The 19,618-nt window shown below is 38.7% G+C and carries 19 protein-coding genes; 15 read left to right on the forward strand and 4 right to left on the reverse strand.

Going from position 1 to position 19,618, the window contains the following annotated elements:
* Positions 1–66: 66 nt before the first annotated feature.
* From metG to BQ5341_RS05805, 8 genes are all read left to right on the forward strand, one after another.
* The gene (metG, locus tag BQ5341_RS05770; RefSeq protein ID WP_071131089.1) at positions 67–2,076 is read left to right on the forward strand and encodes a methionine--tRNA ligase; all 2,010 of its coding nucleotides are present in this window, start codon (positions 67–69) and stop codon (positions 2,074–2,076) included.
* A gap of 218 nt (positions 2,077–2,294) precedes the next feature.
* Positions 2,295–3,068 carry a TatD family hydrolase gene (locus tag BQ5341_RS05775; RefSeq protein WP_071131884.1) on the forward strand — a complete coding sequence of 258 codons (774 nt, stop codon included), beginning with the start codon at positions 2,295–2,297 and terminating at the stop codon, positions 3,066–3,068.
* Positions 3,068–3,625, forward strand: a complete 558-nt coding sequence (gene rnmV, locus BQ5341_RS05780) for a ribonuclease M5 (protein WP_071131090.1) — start codon at positions 3,068–3,070, stop codon at positions 3,623–3,625. Before BQ5341_RS05775 ends, rnmV begins: the two co-directional genes overlap by 1 nt.
* A complete protein-coding gene (rsmA, locus tag BQ5341_RS05785) occupies positions 3,618–4,496 on the forward strand; it encodes a 16S rRNA (adenine(1518)-N(6)/adenine(1519)-N(6))-dimethyltransferase RsmA (RefSeq protein ID WP_071131091.1) in 879 nt (292 codons plus the stop codon). The genes rnmV and rsmA overlap by 8 nt, the downstream gene beginning before the upstream one ends.
* Positions 4,497–4,567: 71 nt before the next feature.
* Positions 4,568–5,167, forward strand: coding sequence for a hypothetical protein (locus BQ5341_RS05790; protein WP_071131092.1), 600 nt, complete (start codon positions 4,568–4,570; stop codon positions 5,165–5,167).
* Between the two features lie 401 nt (positions 5,168–5,568).
* Positions 5,569–5,826, forward strand: coding sequence for a hypothetical protein (locus BQ5341_RS05795; RefSeq protein WP_071131093.1), 258 nt, complete (start codon positions 5,569–5,571; stop codon positions 5,824–5,826).
* A 3-nt stretch (positions 5,827–5,829) separates the two neighbouring features.
* A complete protein-coding gene (locus BQ5341_RS05800; RefSeq protein WP_071131094.1) occupies positions 5,830–6,087 on the forward strand; it encodes a hypothetical protein in 258 nt (85 codons plus the stop codon).
* Between the two features lie 166 nt (positions 6,088–6,253).
* Positions 6,254–7,615, forward strand: a complete 1,362-nt coding sequence (locus tag BQ5341_RS05805) for a Y-family DNA polymerase (RefSeq protein ID WP_071131095.1) — start codon at positions 6,254–6,256, stop codon at positions 7,613–7,615.
* An 18-nt stretch (positions 7,616–7,633) separates the two neighbouring features.
* On the opposite strand, the gene BQ5341_RS05810 is transcribed toward BQ5341_RS05805, so the two are convergent.
* Positions 7,634–9,139 carry a ClC family H(+)/Cl(-) exchange transporter gene (locus tag BQ5341_RS05810; protein WP_071131885.1) on the reverse strand — a complete coding sequence of 502 codons (1,506 nt, stop codon included), beginning with the start codon at positions 9,137–9,139 and terminating at the stop codon, positions 7,634–7,636.
* A gap of 221 nt (positions 9,140–9,360) precedes the next feature.
* Here BQ5341_RS05810 and BQ5341_RS05815 point away from each other — a divergent pair, with 221 nt between their 5' ends.
* The 4 genes from BQ5341_RS05815 to BQ5341_RS05830 all read left to right on the forward strand — a co-directional run bounded on the left by BQ5341_RS05815 (position 9,361) and on the right by BQ5341_RS05830 (position 11,774).
* Positions 9,361–9,696, forward strand: a complete 336-nt coding sequence (locus BQ5341_RS05815) for a hypothetical protein (RefSeq protein ID WP_071131096.1) — start codon at positions 9,361–9,363, stop codon at positions 9,694–9,696.
* Positions 9,697–9,812: 116 nt separating this feature from the next.
* Positions 9,813–10,046 carry a hypothetical protein gene (locus BQ5341_RS05820; RefSeq protein WP_071131097.1) on the forward strand — a complete coding sequence of 78 codons (234 nt, stop codon included), beginning with the start codon at positions 9,813–9,815 and terminating at the stop codon, positions 10,044–10,046.
* A gap of 138 nt (positions 10,047–10,184) precedes the next feature.
* Positions 10,185–11,402: a carboxylate--amine ligase gene (locus tag BQ5341_RS05825; protein ID WP_071131098.1), complete on the forward strand. Its 1,218-nt coding sequence runs from the start codon at positions 10,185–10,187 to the stop codon at positions 11,400–11,402.
* A gap of 51 nt (positions 11,403–11,453) precedes the next feature.
* A complete protein-coding gene (locus BQ5341_RS05830; RefSeq protein WP_071131099.1) occupies positions 11,454–11,774 on the forward strand; it encodes a hypothetical protein in 321 nt (106 codons plus the stop codon).
* Between the two features lie 38 nt (positions 11,775–11,812).
* Here BQ5341_RS05830 and BQ5341_RS05835 read toward each other — a convergent pair whose 3' ends face one another.
* Together BQ5341_RS05835 and BQ5341_RS05840 are read right to left on the reverse strand one after the other, a co-directional pair.
* Positions 11,813–12,319 (reverse strand): phosphatidylglycerophosphatase A family protein, encoded by a 507-nt coding sequence (locus BQ5341_RS05835; RefSeq protein WP_071131100.1) that lies wholly within the window; start codon positions 12,317–12,319, stop codon positions 11,813–11,815.
* Between the two features lie 22 nt (positions 12,320–12,341).
* Positions 12,342–13,319 (reverse strand): NAD(P)/FAD-dependent oxidoreductase, encoded by a 978-nt coding sequence (locus BQ5341_RS05840; RefSeq protein ID WP_071131101.1) that lies wholly within the window; start codon positions 13,317–13,319, stop codon positions 12,342–12,344.
* A gap of 137 nt (positions 13,320–13,456) precedes the next feature.
* Here BQ5341_RS05840 and BQ5341_RS05845 point away from each other — a divergent pair, with 137 nt between their 5' ends.
* Both BQ5341_RS05845 and BQ5341_RS10575 read left to right on the forward strand, forming a co-directional pair.
* Entirely contained in the window at positions 13,457–14,038 is a 582-nt protein-coding gene (locus BQ5341_RS05845) for a peptidylprolyl isomerase (protein ID WP_071131102.1), read from the forward strand.
* A 154-nt stretch (positions 14,039–14,192) separates the two neighbouring features.
* Positions 14,193–14,357: a hypothetical protein gene (locus BQ5341_RS10575; protein ID WP_162840224.1), complete on the forward strand. Its 165-nt coding sequence runs from the start codon at positions 14,193–14,195 to the stop codon at positions 14,355–14,357.
* Between the two features lie 60 nt (positions 14,358–14,417).
* On the opposite strand, the gene BQ5341_RS05850 is transcribed toward BQ5341_RS10575, so the two are convergent.
* Complete coding sequence (locus tag BQ5341_RS05850) at positions 14,418–15,035, reverse strand: TetR/AcrR family transcriptional regulator (protein ID WP_071131103.1); 618 nt, start codon at positions 15,033–15,035, stop codon at positions 14,418–14,420.
* 186 nt (positions 15,036–15,221) lie between these two features.
* Here BQ5341_RS05850 and BQ5341_RS05855 point away from each other — a divergent pair, with 186 nt between their 5' ends.
* Positions 15,222–19,457, forward strand: a complete 4,236-nt coding sequence (locus BQ5341_RS05855) for a 2-hydroxyacyl-CoA dehydratase (RefSeq protein ID WP_071131104.1) — start codon at positions 15,222–15,224, stop codon at positions 19,455–19,457.
* Positions 19,458–19,618 lie beyond the last annotated feature (161 nt).

The following is a 19,618-nucleotide window of genomic DNA, read 5'->3' on the forward strand; positions in this document are numbered from 1 at the left end:
TGTTATAATGCTAGTAAATTGTGCCTTGGCACATGAAAATTTGAGCTAATGAACGGAGGCATTTTCGTGGCTGAAAAACAAACATTTTATATTACCAGTCCGATTTATTATCCATCAGGAAGATTGCATATTGGCAATTCTTATACAACAATTGCTTGTGACGCTGTGGCCCGCTACAAACGCTTAATGGGTTACGATGTTTTTTATTTAACTGGGATGGATGAACATGGGCAAAAAATTGAAAAAAAAGCGCTAGAATTAGAAGTTAGTCCTAAAGAATATGTGGATTCTATGGCTGTAGACATTAAAAAATTGTGGAAAACCTTAGATATTAGTTATGATAAATTCATTCGCACCACCGATGAAGCGCATGAAAAAGCAGTCCAAAAGATTTTCCAACAATTATTGGATCAAGGAGATATTTACCTTGGAGAATATGTTGGTTGGTATTCCGTTGATGATGAAGAATTTTTCACGGAAACACAGTTAAAAACTGTTTTTAAAGATGAAGATGGTAAAGTTATCGGCGGGATTGCGCCAAGTGATCACGAAGTTCAACTCGTGCGAGAAGAAACTTATTTTTTCCGCATGAGCAAATATGCTGATCGTCTGTTGAAATATTACGAAGATCATCCTGACTTTATTCAACCTGAAGCACGTAAAAATGAAATGATTAATAATTTTATTAAACCAGGTTTGGAAGATTTGTCTGTGACTCGGACGTCATTTTCTTGGGGCGTAAAAGTGCCAAGTGATCCAAAACACGTTGTATACGTTTGGATTGATGCGCTAAGTAACTATATTACGGCGTTAGGTTATGGATCAGATGATGATTCACTATTTCAAAAATATTGGCCAGCAGATGTGCATATGGTCGGTAAAGAAATTGTACGTTTCCATACGATTTATTGGCCAATTATGTTGATGGCACTAGACTTGCCACTGCCTAAAAAGATTTTTGGTCACGGTTGGTTACTAATGCAAAATGGCAAAATGTCTAAATCAAAAGGCAATGTCGTTTATCCAGAAATTTTAGTGGATCGCTATGGCCTGGATGCACTTCGTTATTATTTACTTAGAGCTGTGCCATTTGGTTCCGATGGGGTCTTTTCACCAGAAGCGTTCGTTGATCGGGTGAACTTTGATTTGGCTAATGATTTAGGGAATTTATTAAATCGTTCGATTGCGATGATTAATAAATATTGTGACGGTGTTGTGCCAAAATACGCATCTTTTGTTACGGAATATGATTCTGAATTGTCTAGCTTTGCTGCCAATGTGATTGGTCGCTATCATGAAGCGATGGAAAAAATGGAATTCAACGTAGCGTTGCAAGAAATTTGGAGTTTAATTGCCCGGGCAAATAAATATATTGACGAAACTGAACCATGGGTATTGGCTAAAAATCCTGAGTTGAAAAATGAATTGGATTCGGTGATGGTCCATTTGGCAGAAACATTGCGGATTGTCGCAATCTTGTTGCAACCAGTAATGACCAATGCGCCTAAAAAAATCTATCAACAATTAGGTTTGGACGATAAGGCGATGGACTTAGAACATTTAAGATTCGGTGATTTTCCACAAGGGATTAAAGTGGCTAGCCAAGGCGTGCCGATTTTCCCACGAGTCGATGTGGAAACTGAAGTGGAATATTTAGATCACAAAATGGCTGAAACAGCACAAGCCGCTAAGCAAAATGTCAAATGGAATCCGGAAGAAACGGAATTTTTATCAAGTAAAGATAAAGCCGTTAAATTCGAAGAGTTTGATAAAGTAGAATTAAAGGTAGCCGAAATTATCGCTGTCGATAAAGTAAAAGGCGCCGACAAATTATTACAATTTCGTTTAAGTGCCGGTGATAATCAAGATCGACAAATTTTATCCGGCGTGGCTGAATTTTATCCCGACTTTGAAAAACTTATTGGACAAAAAGTAGTGATTGTAGCTAATTTGAAACCAAGAAAAATTCGCGGTCTAATTTCACAAGGAATGATTTTGTCAGCTGAAAGTGCAGACGGAAAATTAGAAATCGTCCAAGCACCACAAAACATGCCAAACGGCGCATTGATTGGATAGGTTGTCGCAGGCGCGTTTAACGGTGTAGAGAATTAGGAAAATGGTGAATGACTGCAAAGCAGTCAGCAGGTATTTTATCTATTTCCCTAGCTACTGGACAAAACACACCGTCAATCAGGTTGTCGTAGACATTTCTAAAAGTTGTAAACATCACAGGGAGCGCATTTGCGGGCAAATGTTCTCCTTTTTTTGCAGAAAGGAAGGAAATCCCTTTGAAGATTTTTGATTCTCATACTCATTTAAATGCGGAACAATTTAATGATGATATCCCGGAAACTTTGGCGCGCGCAGCGGAGCTTGACGTGAGGGAAATGGCGGTGGTGGGCTTTGATTATCCTACTATTGAAAAGACGCTGGCTTTAAGTCAAGAGTATCCGAATATCTGGTCAATTATTGGCTGGCATCCTACTGAAGCTGGTAGTTACAATGCTGATGTTGAAAAATATTTGCAGACGCACTTGCAAGATCCTTTTGTAGTAGCCCTGGGCGAAATTGGTTTGGACTATCATTGGATGGAAGATCCTAAAGAAGTGCAAGATAAAGTTTTCCGTCGTCAAATTGCTATTGCTAAAGAATTTAATTTACCGATTTCTGTCCACACAAGAGACGCCATAGAAGATACTTATCAAATTTTAAAAGAAGAAGATGTGCGCGATATTGGCGGCATTATGCATAGTTATTCTGGATCAGCAGAATTTGCTAAAAAATTCCTCGATCTGGGTATGCATATTTCGTTTTCTGGCGTAGTGACTTTTAAAAAGGCATTAGATGTGCAAGAATCCACTCAAATGGTGCCCTTAGACAAAATGTTAGTAGAAACTGATGCGCCTTATTTAGCACCGATGCCTTATCGTGGTAAACGCAATGAACCAGGTTACACTCGTTATGTAGTGGAAAAAATTGCCGAGCTGCGGAATATGTCAACAGAAGATGTGGCGACACAAACATTTCACAACGCAGAAAAATTATTTAAACTTGAAGGAAAAATTTAATGGAAAAAATTCAAGAAATTATTGTGGTGGAAGGTCGAGACGACACGCGGCGACTGAAAGAAATTTTTGATGTCGATACGATTGAAACCATTGGCTCAGCTATCAATGAAGAAATTTTAAATAAAATTCAACTGGCTGATGAAAAGCGGGGCGTAATTATTTTTACTGATCCTGATTTTGCCGGCGAAAAAATCCGCAAAACTATCGCCGCTGCTGTTCCGCGAGCAAAACATGCTTTTCTCACTAAAAAAGAAGGCGCCGGGCAAAAAAAATATGCTTCACTTGGGGTAGAACACGCCACCACAGAAGCTATCGTCCGCGCGTTATCGCAAGTCTACACGCCAGCCACCGAAGATTTTCCGGAAATTTCCATCAGCGAACTGCAGCAATTAGGTTTAACCAATGGCCCCAATGCTAAAAAGTTGCGAGAAAAAATCGGCGAATCTTTAGGAATTGGCTATACGAACGGCAAACAATTACAAAAACGCTTGAAAATGTTTGGCATTGATTTAGCCGAATTGAAAAAAGCCTTAGCAAAGGAGGATCTTAATGACTGATAAATTAATTGCTACACCGAGTCGAACCAATGAAATAATGAAAAAGTACAACTTAAAAACTAAAAAAAGTTTGGGACAGAATTTTATTACTGATCCTAATATTTTAGAAAAAATTGTCACAACGGCGCAATTAGATAAATTTACGAATGTTGTGGAAGTTGGTCCAGGGATCGGTGGCTTAACCGAAATTTTGGCCCAACATAGTAAAAAAGTTTTGGCTTATGAACTAGATCAACGCCTGCTTCCTGTTTTAGCAGATACTTTACAACAATATGATAATATTACCGTCTTACATCAAGACGTGTTACAAGCTCATTTGGCTAAAGATTTTGCCGAAAATTTTGAAGCGGGTCCCGTGAAAGTGGTCGCCAATCTTCCTTATTACATTACGACACCCATTATGATGCATTTTTTGGAAAGTGATGTGGAAGTAGCCCAATTAGTAGTGATGATGCAAAAAGAAGTGGCTGAGCGGATTACCGCCAAGCCAAATTCTAAAGCGTACGGCTCACTATCGATTGCCGTGCAATACTTTATGGATGCTCAAATTGCTTTTATCGTGCCAAAAACGGTTTTCGTACCGCAACCGAATGTGGACTCGGCGATTTTATCTTTAGAAAAACGCAGCGAGCCATTAGTTTCAGTAGTAGACGAAAAACAATTTTTCAAATTAGTTAAAGGTGCTTTTCAATTGCGCCGCAAAACTTTGTGGAATAATTTGCTGAGCATGTATGGAAAAGATGAAGCAGTCAGAACTTGGTTAACCGAAGCTTTGCAAACAGCTGAAATCGACCCGATTCGTCGCGGAGAAAGCTTAAGTATTGAAGACTTTGCTCGTTTAAGTAATGCTTTAGTTAATAGTAAATTGTAAAAGCAAGGTGTCTTGACACCTTGCTTTTTTTTCGGTACACTTAACTCCGATAGAAATTGGAGGGAAAGTAAATGCAAAATAAAAAATCAGTTTATCAATTAACGATTTCCGCCTTACTTATTGCGCTAGGAATTTTAATCCCATTTGTGATGCCGAGAATTACGGTAGGACCGGCAAGTTTTACGTTAGCAAGTCATGTGCCGGTATTTTTGGCGATGTTTATTTCACCATTTTCAGCAGTCGTAGTGAGTATCGGAACGGCATTTGGTTTCTTTATGACCTCGACGCCTATTATTGCTATGCGAGCAGCCAGCCATTTAATTTTTGCTGTGATTGGCGCATATTATTTGAAAAAAAATCCGCAAATTGTTTTTGAACCGAAAAAATTTCTTGTTTTTAACTTAGTCATTGGCGTGATTCATTCAGCCGTCGAACTAGTAGTTATCGCCGTCTTTTTCACCATGGGAAATATGCCGCAAACGTATTACGATCAAGGATTTTTCATGTCGATTATTCTCTTGATGGGTCTCGGCGGATTCGTTCACTCATTTGTTGATTACTCCATCGCGTTTTATATTGCCAAAACTTTAGCCAAATCTCTAAAATTACCCGTTTTTGTCGCTGGTAAACAAAAAATGCAAAAGCTCACTTCAAAAGGGCTAGCGCAATAAGATAATTTAATGAAGCTAATCTCTGTTAGATATCAAGTCTAACAGAGATTTTTTTTGTTAAATTTGTTAGTTAGGGTGGAAAACGGACCAAATAGGAAATGGACGATAAAATCGTTTTCTTTTGTGCTATGATGAGCATGGAAAGAGTCGATTGACGTTGCAGATTTAACAATATCTTTTCAAAAAAAAGAGAGAAGAGGATTTTTCATGAAAAAATATTTATCTTTGTTGCTTTCTACAACTACTTTAGCTATGGTTCCATTAGGCAGTGTAACTCAAGTTTCGGCACAGGAAGTTTTACAGTAACCTACAGCTCAGATGTCAGTTGCTGCTGTTTTCCCAACCGCGTGGAGTGTCTTAAATACCACATACGGTGATAAAAAACTTGATAACTTGATAACTTGAAACAGGCAACAGGTTTAGGAATTCTAGCACAAATTTTTAAGGTTCCTGGAGCGACTATAGCTACCAGCATTGTTCTAGCGGTTATCAACTTTGAAACAGATCATGTTTATTACCGTAGCGTGAATTATATTCGCGCTTATAGCGGTGTGGAGCAACAGCGTTATTCTAAAGTATATATTTATGGTGATTCTGCTAGAACTAAATTAATCGACACATATGAAACACCAATTCAAATCATTTATCTTGGAGGATAGAGTATGGAAAAGAAAGTTAATGTTTTAATTTATATCGTCCTTTTTGGTTCTTTAATATTTTCTTGGATTGCCCGGACATTTTTTTCTCAGCTACTTTGGGATCAAATATTTTCGATTACTTTCTTTCTTTTATTCGGATTGTACTTTTTAAAAGAATTAGCTCTCCGAAAAAAATCTGGTGGTCATCTCGGGTGGATTATTACATTTGGAATAATGACCATTTGGCACTTTTGGATAGTATTAAAAGTTTTTTTCTTTTAAAAAATAGCCGCCAGCAATTGTCAAAAACGAGAGCTGGTGGCTATTTTAATGCACTAGAAACTGTTTTATTTTTGAATAATACTTCTGAGAAAAAGTCATTTTTTTAAATTTTTGTTCGCTTTACAACGCGAATGTACGTTCGTATAATAAAAGTGAGGTGAGGAAAATGACTGGATCTAGCATTGTTTTTGATTATCAAAAAGAACCGCATCGAGAAATTCTGTGTATTGATTGTCGTTCGTTTTATGCTTCGGTAGAATGTGCGCAACACGGTTGGGATCCGCTGACCACGCCGCTTGTAGTGATGAGTTATCCTAGTGATAATCCGGCTGAAGAAGGGTCGGGACTGATTCTAGCCTCGTCACCAACTGCCAAAAAATTATACGGTATTTCCAATGTTTCCCGCGCGCGCGATTTGCCATTTCCTTATCCAAAAGAATTAAAAATTGTGCCGCCGCGGATGCGTTTATACATGGAAATGAATCAAAAAATTAATCGGATTTATAAAAAATACTGCGATGAAAAAAATCATCTCGTTTACAGTGTCGACGAAAGTTTTTTAGATGTCACCGACTGTTTTTCATTATTTAATGTGACAACAGCTTACGAAATGGCGCAAATGATTCAACAAGATGTCTTTAGTCAAACGGGGATTAATACCGCCGTGGGAATTGGTGACAATCCACTTTTGGCCAAACTTGCCCTAGATAATGAAGCCAAAAAAAATACTGATCATATTGCCACTTGGCGTTATGAAAATGTGCCGGAAAAATTATGGCAGATTAAAGAAATCACTGACTTTTGGGGGATTGGTAAGCGGACTGCTCGTCGTTTGCAATTATTAGGAATTGCCAATATAAAAGAGCTGGCCGAGGCAGATTATTTTCGCTTGAAGGAACATTTTGGTGTGGTGGGAGAGCAACTGTACGCCCACGCTTGGGGAATTGATCGTAGTTTTTTAGGAGAATCCGTTACCCCAAAGTCCAAATCTTTAGGCAATTCGCAAGTTTTGCCTCGTGATTATGAAAAAGAGGCCGAAATCGAAATTGTAATTAAAGAAATGGCCGATCAAGTGGCTACGCGTTTGCGAAAAAAACAGCGACAAGCTCAAGTCATTTCTTTGTGGATTGGCTACAGCATTGGGGAAATCGATAGGCTTGGTCGGGGGAGTTTTTCTCAGCAACAAAAAGTGACCGCCACAAACTCCAGTAAAAAAATTGCCGAAATCGTGTTAGAAATTTTCCGCAAAAATTATCAAGGACAAAAAGTGCGCCAAGTAGGCATTCATTGTGGCAATTTAGTCGAAGGGTCGGCGTTGCAGTTGGATTTGTTTTCCGATCCAGACGTTGAATATAAAAAAATTAAAACTGAACACGTGGTGGATGTCATTCGCCGCAAATATGGATTTAAAAGTATTGTTCATGCTAGTTCTTTAATGGAAGGTGGCCGCGCCATCGCTAGAAGTTCACTCGTGGGTGGGCACGCTGGGGGCATGGGCGGTCTTGAAGAGCCGGAAGAAAAAAATTAAAAAAATCAGACGCCGCAATTAAGTGGGCGTCTGATTTTTATTTTCTAATTGGCTAATAGCGTGTTTCATTTTTTCGCTAAGACCGCTGTCGGTTAAAATAAAGAGCGAATCGCCAGCTCGCATGACTGTATCGCCTCGGGTTAAAATTTCTGTTTCGCCTCGGCGAATGGAAGTCAAAAGTAATTCTTTGGGCCAAGCGAAATCACGCACCATAGCACCGGCTAGGGGACTGTCTACGGTGACGGGAAATTCAATTACCGTTTTTTCTCCTTTAAAATGACCAAAGTCTGGCGCCACCATTTTTTCTAGCAAAGCTTCATAAATCGGACGTCCCGAGAAAAGATCGACTGTCATATATGCGACTAAACAAACAATTCCTAAAGGCATCAAGTGGGCGAAACTTCCCACCATTTCCGTAACTAATATTAATGCCGTTAACGGAGCTTTCCCAATGGCAGCAAAATACCCAGCCATGGAAAAAATAATAAAATTGCGAATAAACATTTCGTCAAGCCCGGTAGCTCTACACCAAGCTAGACCAAAAATCGCCCCTAAAATGGCGCCTAAAGTTAGAATTGGTAAAAAAATACCGCCGGGAAGTCCAGAGCCATAAGAAATCATGGAAAAAACAAATCGTAAAACAAACAAACCGATTAACCCCCAAAAAGAAAAAGGCATTTGGGAAAGTTGGTGGATAATTTGATTACCGCCGCCTAAAAAGTAGGGGAAAAAGATCCCCACTGGAATCAATAAAAGAAAAGGAACCAAACTATAAAATTGCGCGGGTAATTTTATTCGTTTGTACATTTGCGGTAAATGTAACAGAGTTTGTTGATAAACAAGAGCTAATAAGCCAAGAAAAATGCCTAAAACAAGCAGGCTGCCATAATGGGCCAGCGGTAAACTTTCGATGCCGTCCATATATAAGACCGGCGTTAAGCCGAAAAAGTATAAAGAAACGAAATTACTCATTAAAGCGGCGGCTAAACTAGTTAACCAAACTAGCGGCGAAAAATTGTGGTGCACTTCTTCTAACACAAATAATAAACCGGCAATCGGGGCATTGAAAGCTGCTGCCAGACCGGCTGCGGAACCGGCGGAAATTAAAATCTTTTCATTAACGATGCTTTGCCGAAAACGTTCAGCAATTCCTTGACCGACACTAGCACCTAATTGAATGGAAGGACCTTCTCGCCCTAAAAACAGTCCTGAACCGACACTTAAAATCCCACCGATAAATTTTTTCGGTAAAACTGAGAACCAACGATAATGAAGTTGTCCTTTTAATTGTCCTTCCACTTGGGGAATCCCGCTGCCTTTAATACCGGGTTCACTTTTTATTAACCAACCGTTGAGGAAGGTCAACAAAAGTGCAGCTAGGATAGCAATTGGCAAAAATGCCAAATGATTTTTTAAAAATTGAAAAAAGATTGGTAAGTATTCACCAATTTTTTCAATCGCCAAACGAAATGTTGCTACCACAAGGCCGGTGAAAAGTCCTACCACCAAACCTGCGCCTATCATTTTTAAACGTGTATCATCAATCTTTCTTTTTGTATTCAAATTTTTTCACTCACTCTCTTTTTAACCATACCAAAAATAGCTGATTTTTCAAGGGAAATTTGGATAAAATTTAGCAAGCTTTTCAAATGAGGTCAAAATTTCCAAAAAAGTGAGAAATTTTGAACTTTTTTTGCCTAAGTTATCCAGTAGAATAAAGATATAAAAAGTGAAGAGGTGAAAATATGCTTTTGACAGCAGCGCACAAAGATAATGCCACCGCGATGGAATATTACATGAAGCGGATTGCGGCATTAAAAAATCTTTTACCGGAACAATATCCATTTTTATTTACTGTAGAAACAGAACTCGTTGGCGAAGGTTTGCCTGTGACGTATATTACCATGAGTAAATTTCGCCATAAAATCAAAACTTGGGTTCTGATTATTACTGACGAACACGAGGACGACCAAACGGAAAATCGAGAATTTATTTCTTTAAAACGTTATACTAATTGGTCAAAAGTCAAGCGACACATTGTTTTAGAAATCAGACAAATGCTCGATCAAATTGAAAAATAAACTCGTCGTAGTTGTGACGAGTTTATTTTTTTTACCTAAATATAAAAGAAATTTGCAAAACCCCTTGGCAAATCAAATTAAAACGCTATAATGGTTAGTAGAAAGGGTTTGCAATTATGGGAGAATATTTAGAAATAGCAACAATTACGATGATTACTGGGGGAGTAAGTGTCTTATTGGGGAGCAATTTGTGGCTACTAGTCGCTCATGTTCACCGCCAACGTGACGGAAAAATCCAAGGTTTGAAACTTCTCGAAAAAAAAGTTCGGACCATTCAAGCAATCAGTTTAGCAAGCTTGATAAGTTTTTTCATTCTCGTTTTAATCGTCACCATCTTAACAAAAAAATAATAAAGGAGCTCCTAGCGCTACTGCACGATATTAGGGGCTTTTTGTTGTGGGCATTTTTCAAAAGGTCAGGAGTCCTCCTTGAAGTAGATAAATTTTCACGATATAATTAAAGAGATGTGAAAATTCGGGGGGAACAATATGAGTGAGAACTTTATTCCCATTATCGTGGGAACAGATATGAATGCCTATAACATGGCCATTTCTTTTCATGAAGAATATGGGATACGACCAATTTTAGTGGGGCAACAACCGCTAAGTTTTACAAAATTCTCCAATATTCCACAAACAATCGAATATTTTGACCGCCTACACGACAGCCAACAATTCCCAGAAATTTTAAAACAAGTTGCTGAAAAATATCAGCAGCCAGGGAAAAAATTATTGCTAGTAGGAACGAGTGATATGTATGTCCGTTACATTGTGGAAAATGCTGATTTTTTGCGAAAATTTTATGTATTTAATTATCCAAGTTTAAAATTAATTGATCAAGTGCAAGTCAAAGCCAATTTTTATCAGCTCTGCGCAGAACATGGGGTGGATTATCCAGCCACCGCTTTTTTTGATTGTAAAAATGAAGCGGCGACTTTTGATTCTGGAACAATGCGCTATCCTTTGATAATTAAACCAAGTGATGTAATTGATTATTTCAATATGCATTTTGACGGTAAGGAAAAAGTTTATCGGGCAGAAAACCAAGAGCAAGTGGTGGCGGTGTTGCAACTCTTGCATAAAGCCGGCTATCAACACGAGGCCATTATTCAGGAATTTATTCCTGGCGATGACACTTTAATGTGGGACGGCGTTTTATATGTTTCGCAACAAAAAAAAGTTCAGCTTGTCGCATTGGGCCAAGTAGTTTTACAAGAACATACACCAACGGCTATCGGAAATTATACGGCGATTTTAGCGCGCTATAACGAAGAATTAATGCAAAAAATGGCTGATTTTTTGACGGCCATCGACTACACAGGTTTTGCCAATTTCGATATGAAATACGATGTCCGCGACGGTCAATTCAAAGTTTTTGAAATTAATATTCGTCAAGGACGTTCAAGTTATTATGTGACGAGATTGGGTTACAATTTAGCGCGCTATTTAGTGGATGATTGTGTCAAAGGTATTGACGTTAAGCCTGTTTTTGCTCGTGGAGAATATTTATTTTCTGTTGTGCCAAAAAAAGTGCTGAAAGAACAAGTGGAAAATCCTGAAATTGCGGCGGAATGCCAGCGTCTTATCCGCGAAAAAAAATGGGGCAATCCTTTGTTTTATAAAAAAGATCACCACTTGAAACGAAAACTTTATTTATTTGCCCGCCAAGCAAATTACGTAAAAAAATATCGGACCCATTCTTGGTAAAATAAAAAACCCCCTCACCGACAAAAGACGGTGAGGGGGTTTTGGTTTGAAGTGAAGATCGGTGTGTTTTGGGTAGCACTTAGAGAAAAAGATAAAATGCCTACTGAACATAAACCGTTCATTCACCATTTTCCTATTTTCTTACAGTGCTTAACACCCAAAACACAACCTTTTTTCGGTGTCTCAAGCGCAGCGGTTAGGAGAAAAGATAAAATAATTGAAAATCCAAAAGCGGGATTTTTAATTATTTTCCTATTTCTCTACACCGCTAAACGCACTTTCGACATCCTTTTTTACGGTGTCTCAAAGGTAGCTGCTAGGAAAATAGATAAAACTTCCGGCGAATGTTCCATTCGTCCTCGGTTTTCCTAATTTTCTACGCAGCTGATCACCTTTTCGACAACCTTTTTTTAATGTGTGATGTCTGAATAGGTTGGGTTGTCGTGGGCTAGGCGGCTGGCGGCGGCAGCTGCGATGGCGCCGACGATGTCATCGAGGAAAGTGTGGACGTGGGGTCCTTCGTGGCTATTTAAAATTTTCAAAATGCCGGGTTTGACTTTGTCGATGTAGCCGTAATTCGTAAAACCAATTGAGCCGTACAAATTCACAATGGAAAAAGCGAGAATTTCATCGATACCATATAAGCCTTCATCTTTTTGGACAATTTCTTGAAGAGGTTCCATCATTTTATTTTCCTCAGCCAAAAGGTCAAGTTGGATGCCAGTTAAAATGGCGTTGTGCACTTCGCGTTTTGTCAAAACTTTATTCACGTGAAGTAAACAAGTTTCCAAATCAATATTCTCGAAGTAAGGTTTTTGTAAAAACATCACTAACTCGGCAATATCATTTTCAGTGACGCCTCGTTGATGTAGTAAATTGCGGGCAATTTGTTCCAAACTTTCGTGTTCAATAACCAAAATAATTCCTCCTAACATTTTTTTAAAGTGAAGTTGAATGTGCAGGTTGCAAGCGAGATTCCGGATGCAAATAAAAATGAATATTATTGACCGCTGTTGGCGCTTCGCCAAAACCGGTAGCAATCAGCTGAATCTTACCGGGATAACTGGCAATATCGCCACAAGCAAATAATCCAGGTAAAGCCGTAGCGCCAGTGGAGTCGACGATAATTTTTCCATCGGGACTTTGTAAATTTTCATCCACTAACGTCTGGTGGGTATTGATAAAACCGTAATTGACTAGTAAATCGTCAACCATAATTTTAAAAATATCTTTGGTTTTCACATGTCGCAAGCTCAACTCTAATTGTTGGCCGTCTTCTTTTAAATCTTCCAAAACAAATGGCGTTAAGACTTCCACTTTACTTTGCATCAATAAATTAGTGGAATGTTCCAGCGCGCGAAATTGTGTCCGGCGATGGATCAAAGAAACTTCTTTAGCAATCGACTCTAAGGCTAAGGCCCAATCCACCGCAGAATCACCGCCGCCTAAAAGAGCAACGTTGCGTCCAGAATATTTTTTTAAGTTATCCACTTGATAAAAAATTTTCTTTCCTTCCAGTGCTTTCGCTGCGCCAATTGTTAATTTTCGGGGGACAAAAGCGCCGCCGCCAGTAGTTAACAGCACGGCTTTTGAGACGTGCGTTTCTTTTCCAGTCGTCAAGAAAAATAAATCGTCTTTTTTCTCTAGTTGAGTGACCTCTTCGTTATAACAAATTGTCGCTTCAATGTTGGCTAATTGTTGGCTCAAATTTTCCACCAGTTGGCGGGCGGTAATCGAGGTAAAACCGGCGACATCTTTAATTTCTTTTTCTGGGTAAAGCAAAGTCAATTGTCCACCAGGGGCATCGAGACTTTCAATGATTTTTACTTTCATTTGCCACAATCCGGCGTAATAAGCGGCAAATAGACCTGCTGGCCCGGCACCGACGATGGTTAAATCAAAAATTTCTGCTTCCATGAAATCCTCCCTAATCTCTTCTCAGTAAATTATACCATAATTCCGCTATCAATCTGTTGAAAAATCCTTGCCACTAGCCAAAGCGTTTTTTTTTCGATATGATAAAAGAAAATAATTTTAAAAGGAGCAATAAAAATATGACTTTTCCACAACTTGATTTAGCAAATGTTAAAGGACCAAAAGCGGTAATTAAAACTAATCACGGGGACATCAAAATTCAATTATTTCCTGAACAAGCACCAAAAACGGTAGAAAATTTTGTCGAATTAGCCAACCGTGGCTACTATGATGGAACAATTTTTCATCGGGTCATTCCTAATTTCATGATTCAAGGAGGCGATCCTACCGGTACTGGTATGGGTGGCGAAAGTATTTATGGCGAAACATTTGCTGATGAATTTTCTCGCGATGTGTTTAACTTAAAAGGAGCACTTTCCATGGCCAATGCTGGTCCGAATACAAACGGCAGCCAATTTTTTATTGTTGAAAGTAATGAAGTGCCAGCACAAATGATGACTCAACTTGAAAATGCTGGTTTTCCTGCAGAAATTATTGAAGCTTATAAAAATGGAGGCACACCTTGGCTTGATTTTAAACACACTGTTTTTGGTCACGTTATTGAAGGATTAGATCTGGTTGATACTATTGCCAAATTAGAAACAGGTTTCCAAGATAAACCAAAAGAAGACGTTGTGATTGAAACAATTGAAATTTTGTAATACAGAAGAATTACTGTTGCTTTTCTTTGAAACAGTGAATCGACGTGTTTTAATTTAAAAAATTAATAAAAAATGAAACAGTTTGTGCGCGAAAATGTAGCACAAACTGTTTTTTTGTGCTATACTTATTTTTGTTAAGAAAGGAGGCTGTTTTATGTACGTCATTAAAATTTTTCATGGCTACTTAACCAAAGAAGGGAAGCGCACGATGGATGCAACCCAAGCGAAACGCTATGAACAAAAAGAAAATGCGGAAAAATTCGCCTTTGTGATTGGAGGGCGTGTCAAAGAAATTGAAAAAACAATTGCTCACGCTTAAACCAAAAGAAAAATCCTGTAAAGTTCAGCACAACAACTGAAACTTTGCAGGATTTTTTGTTTAGTTTTTTTCGACTTCGATACCCATCACAGTCAGATGTCCATTAGCAACTAACTTAATGACTAATCGGGCCAACGCATCGGGGGTCATCTGGGAATCTGCGGTCAACCACCAATGCAGCGTCCCCATAAAAATGGCGGTCATATATTCAATAATAAAATCTAGTGGAACTTCTAAATTATTTTCAGTAATCCGCAATGAGTCAAAAATATCGTGGTATTTTACATAGAGCAAGTCGGCCAATTTTTGGCGCAAAAATTCATTGGCATAACCATCTGTTAAGGTAATAAAAAATCTTTGGTTTTTCTTAACCGTAATATAAATATTAGTTAGCAAGTTTTCAATGTGTTTGAGTTTGATTGTCCGTCCGTGAATTAATTGATCTTCTTGAATAACGGAAGTAAAAGCATTGGACGCAAATTCTAAAATAGAATCATATAAATCCTGTTTATCAGTAAAATGCGCGTAAAAAGTGGCCCGATTAATCATCGCTTTATCGGCAATTTCTTGAATCGTGACAGTTTCCATTCCTTTTTCTTCGACTAATTCCAAGAAAGCATCAATGATCATTTTTTTTGTGCGAATTTTCCTTAAGTCTGTTTTTTTATTTTCCGGCATCTCGTCAACTCCTAAAATTTTTTTTGAAAATAATCAACAAATCAAAGGTCGGTGTTGTTTAAACCACAAAGTCGTGCGATTTGCTGATTGTTTTTTTTGACAACTGTTTTTACAATAGACAGTAGTATTATAACAGACAACTTGTTAGATATTAAACAAGTTGTTGGATTTTAGGAGGATTTTTTGATGACTTACCAAGCAGGGATTGACGTCGGGTCCACCACAGTAAAAATTGTCGTTTTAGATAATGAAAAAAAAGCCGTCTTCCAAAAGTATCAACGCCATTTTTCCGATGTCTTAGAAGCAACGCGAAAAATTTTAATCGAAGCTAAAGATATTTTACCGGCTAATCAACCATTAAAAATGAATATCACCGGTTCTGGCGGGATGGGACTAGCGGATGTTTTGGATATTCCTTTTGTCCAAGAAGTTATCGCTTGTACGCGAACAGTTGAAGAATTAATTCCTGAAACGGATGTCGCCATTGAATTAGGCGGCGAGGATGCCAAAATTACTTTTTTTGAAGGTGCGCTTGAACAGCGGATGAACGGCAGTTGTGCCGGGGGAACCGGGGCCTTTATTGATCAAATGGCGATGCTTTTAAAAACGGACGCCAATGGGTTAAATGAATTAGCCAAAAATTATCAACAACTTTATCCAATTGCTTCTCGTTGTGGTGTTTTTGCCAAAACAGACGTGCAACCGTTAATTAATGAAGGAGCAGCTCGGGAAGATATTGCGGCGAGTATTTTTCAAGCAGTAGTTAATCAAACCATTGCAGGTCTTGCTTCTGGCCGAAAAATTCGCGGAAATGTCGCTTTTTTAGGCGGTCCATTATATTTTATGTCAGAATTGCGCCAACGTTTTATTGAAACCTTACATTTAAAACCGGAACAAGTTATTTTTCCGGAAAATCCGCAATTATTTGTGGCATACGGAGCAGCTTTTTATGCAGAAAGTGCTGAAGAATCAACTTTAGAAAATTTACTGCATGCACTAGATAATGACGATGGGAAAAAACTAGTTAAAAGCCGGACGTTAGATCCATTATTTGCCAATGAACAAGAGTTGGCAGATTTTAGAGATCGTCATGGAAAAGCGACTGTTGCTACTAAAAAATTAGCTGAACATGTTGGGGTAACTTTTTTAGGAATTGATGCTGGATCTACTACTACCAAAGTTGTTTTAATCAATGAAGATGGGGACATTTTATTCGATTTTTATGGCAACAATGAAGGTCAACCGCTAGAAACCACGATGCAAGTCTTAACTGATTTATATGAATTAATGCCGGAAAATACTTTTATCGGCAAAGCTTGTATTACCGGTTACGGAGAGCATTTGATTAAAAATGCCTTGAAAGTTGACCTGGGCGAAGTAGAAACGATGGCTCATTACAAAGCGGCCAACTTTTTCCAACCGGGCGTTGATTTTATTTTAGATATCGGCGGCCAAGATATGAAAGCTATGACGATTAAAGACGGCGTGCTGTCATCGATTCAATTGAACGAAGCTTGCTCGTCTGGTTGTGGTTCATTTATCGAAACTTTCGCTAAATCTTTAAATTACAATGTCAAAGATTTCGCCAAAGAAGCACTTTTAGCTAAAAATCCAGTGGACCTAGGTTCACGTTGTACCGTGTTTATGAATTCTAAAGTGAAACAAGTACAAAAAGAAGGCGCCACGGTTGGCGAAATTTCAGCGGGACTTTCGTATTCGGTAATTAAAAATGCCATTTATAAAGTAATTAAAATTCGCCGCCCTGAAGATCTTGGGGAAAAAATTGTCTGCCAAGGGGGGACTTTTTATAATGAGGCCGTACTAAGAGCTTTTGAAACGATCACTGGACGAACGGTCATCCGCCCAACAATTGCTGGTTTAATGGGGGCATTTGGTTGTGCGCTTCTAGCGTTAGAAGATTATCAAGTCGGAGAAGAGACCACTACTTTAAATTTAGCAGAGTTGAAACAATTTTCAGCGGACAAAGAATTTACCCACTGCGGATTGTGCGAAAATAATTGTTTATTAACAGTAACGATTTTTTCTGACGGTCGGAAATTTATTACCGGGAACCGTTGTGAAAAAGGCGCGCAAATTAAAATTAGCAAAGAAGATCGCCGGATTAATTTAGTCGACTACAAATATCGCAAATTATTCCGTTATCGCTCATTAAAATTAAAAGATGCCCCACAAGGAGAAATTGGGATTCCCCGCGTTTTAAATCTCTATGAAAATTATCCTTTGTGGCAAACATTTTTCACTAAACTAGGATTTCGCGTGGTCTTGTCGCCAAGATCTGATAAAGAATTATATGAGTCAGGGATGGAAACGATTCCTTCAGATACCGCTTGTTATCCAGCCAAAATTACCCACGGCCATATTCAAGCGTTAATCAATCAAAAAATACCGTTGATTTTTTATCCGGGAATTGTATTTGAACGGATTGAAGATGCGAATGCTAGTAACCATTTTAACTGTCCGATCGTTCAAAGTTATCCAGACGTCATTAGAAATAACGTCGATGAAATTCGAGACGGACTGGTGGATTATCGTAATCCGTTTCTTAATCTTGCCGATGAACAATCTGTCGCTGAAGTTTTATTTAAAACATTTGCTGACAAAGGCTTCACGCAGGAACAAATTACTGAAGCGTTGCATGAAGGCTACCAAGCACTAGATGACTTTAAGGCAGATATTCAAAAAAAAGGCGAAGAAACTCTCGCTCGTTTGCAAGAAACTGGTCAAAAAGGAGTCGTCTTAGCAGGACGCCCTTATCATTTGGATCCAGAAATTAATCACGGCATTGCTGAAGTGATTACGCAAGAAGGATTCCACGTTTTAACGGAAGATTCGATTTCTCATTTGGGCGATGTCCCTAATTTGCGAGTGGTGAATCAATGGGTTTATCACGCCCGATTGTACGCCGCAGCATCGCTAGTGGCTAAATCGAAAAATCTCGAACTCGTCCAATTAAATTCTTTTGGTTGCGGTCTTGATGCGGTCACCACCGACCAAGTAGAAGAAATTATGGATCAATACGGAAAAATTTACACGGTGCTAAAAATTGACGAAGGCGCTAATCTTGGAGCGATTCGGATTCGTTTGCGCTCATTAAAAGCAGCTGTCAAAGAACGGGAAAAACAAAACTTCGAACCTCAAAAACGCTTTGATGAACCAGAAAAAATTGTGTTTACTAAAGATATGCGTAAAAAACATACACTACTCTTACCAATGCTTTCGCCTATTCACCAAGAAGGGCTGATTGACCTAGCCTTGAAATCTTCTGGTTATAATGTGGTCTGCTTACCGGCACTTGATAATGAAGCAATTGATGTTGGCTTGAAATATGTCAATAATGATGCGTGTTATCCGGCGATTATTTCTATTGGGCAACTGGTGGAAGCTTTGGAAAGCGGCCAATATGATGTCAACAATACTTCGGTGATGATGACGCAAACTGGTGGCGGATGTCGGGCCACAAACTATATTCCTTTGTTACGCAAAGCGTTAAATGATGCCGGCTTCCCACAAGTGCCAGTCGTTTCAGTTTCTATGGGTAATAAAGGGGTTGAGTCCAATCCTGGATTTAAATTTACGTTACCGATGCTTAAACGAATTGTCGTCGCCGTTTTATATGGGGATTTATTTGAACGAGTTGTTTATCGGACGCGCCCTTATGAAATGGAAAAAGGGACCATCGACGCCCTGCATGCCCATTGGCTTAAAGCAGTCGCTCCTAATGTGAAAAATGGATCCCTGATGCAATTTAACGCCAATATGAAAAAAATTATTGCCGATTTTGATACAGTACCTTTGTTAGATATCGAAAAACCAAGAGTCGGTATCGTGGGAGAAATTTTAGTGAAATTTTCCCCAACGGCCAATAACGATATTGTCCGCCTGTTGGAAAGTGAAGGGGCCGAAGCTGTTGTTCCTGATCTCATTGGCTTTATGAATTACTCGTTATATAATCAAATTTTCAAATATGAAAATCTTGGCATGAGTAAAAAAGCTAAAAATTTGGGAGAATTTGCCATTAAAATGATTGAAATGGTGGAAAAACCAATGGACAAAGCGTTGCGAAATTCCGCTCGGTTTACTGGTATTAAATCAATTTATGAAATTGCCGACGACGCGAGTCAAATTTTATCTATCGGCAATCACACGGGTGAAGGTTGGTTTTTAACTGGTGAAATGATGGAGCTATTGGAACTAGACGTCAATAATATTGTTTGCATGCAACCATTTGGCTGTCTGCCCAATCACGTGGTGGGTAAAGGTGTGATTAAAGAATTGCGCCGCCGTTATCCAAAATCAAATATTGCCGCCATCGACTACGACCCAGGTGTTTCCTCAGTAAACCAACTAAACCGCATCCGCCTAATGATGGCCACCGCCAAAAAAATGCTCGTTAAAGCATAAGGATGTGTTTTGGGTGTTCAGCAGTGTAGAAAATAGATGAAATGGTGTCTGACTGCAAAGCAGTCAGACACCATTTCATCTATTTTCCTAACTGCTACCAAAAACACACCGTCCACAAGATCCCCAATCTCATTTCACAAACTAAAAACATTTAAAAAATT

It is taken from the genome of Enterococcus timonensis, assembly GCF_900104595.1.
In the GTDB taxonomy this organism is placed as follows: Bacteria; Bacillota; Bacilli; order Lactobacillales; family Enterococcaceae; genus Enterococcus_J; species Enterococcus_J timonensis.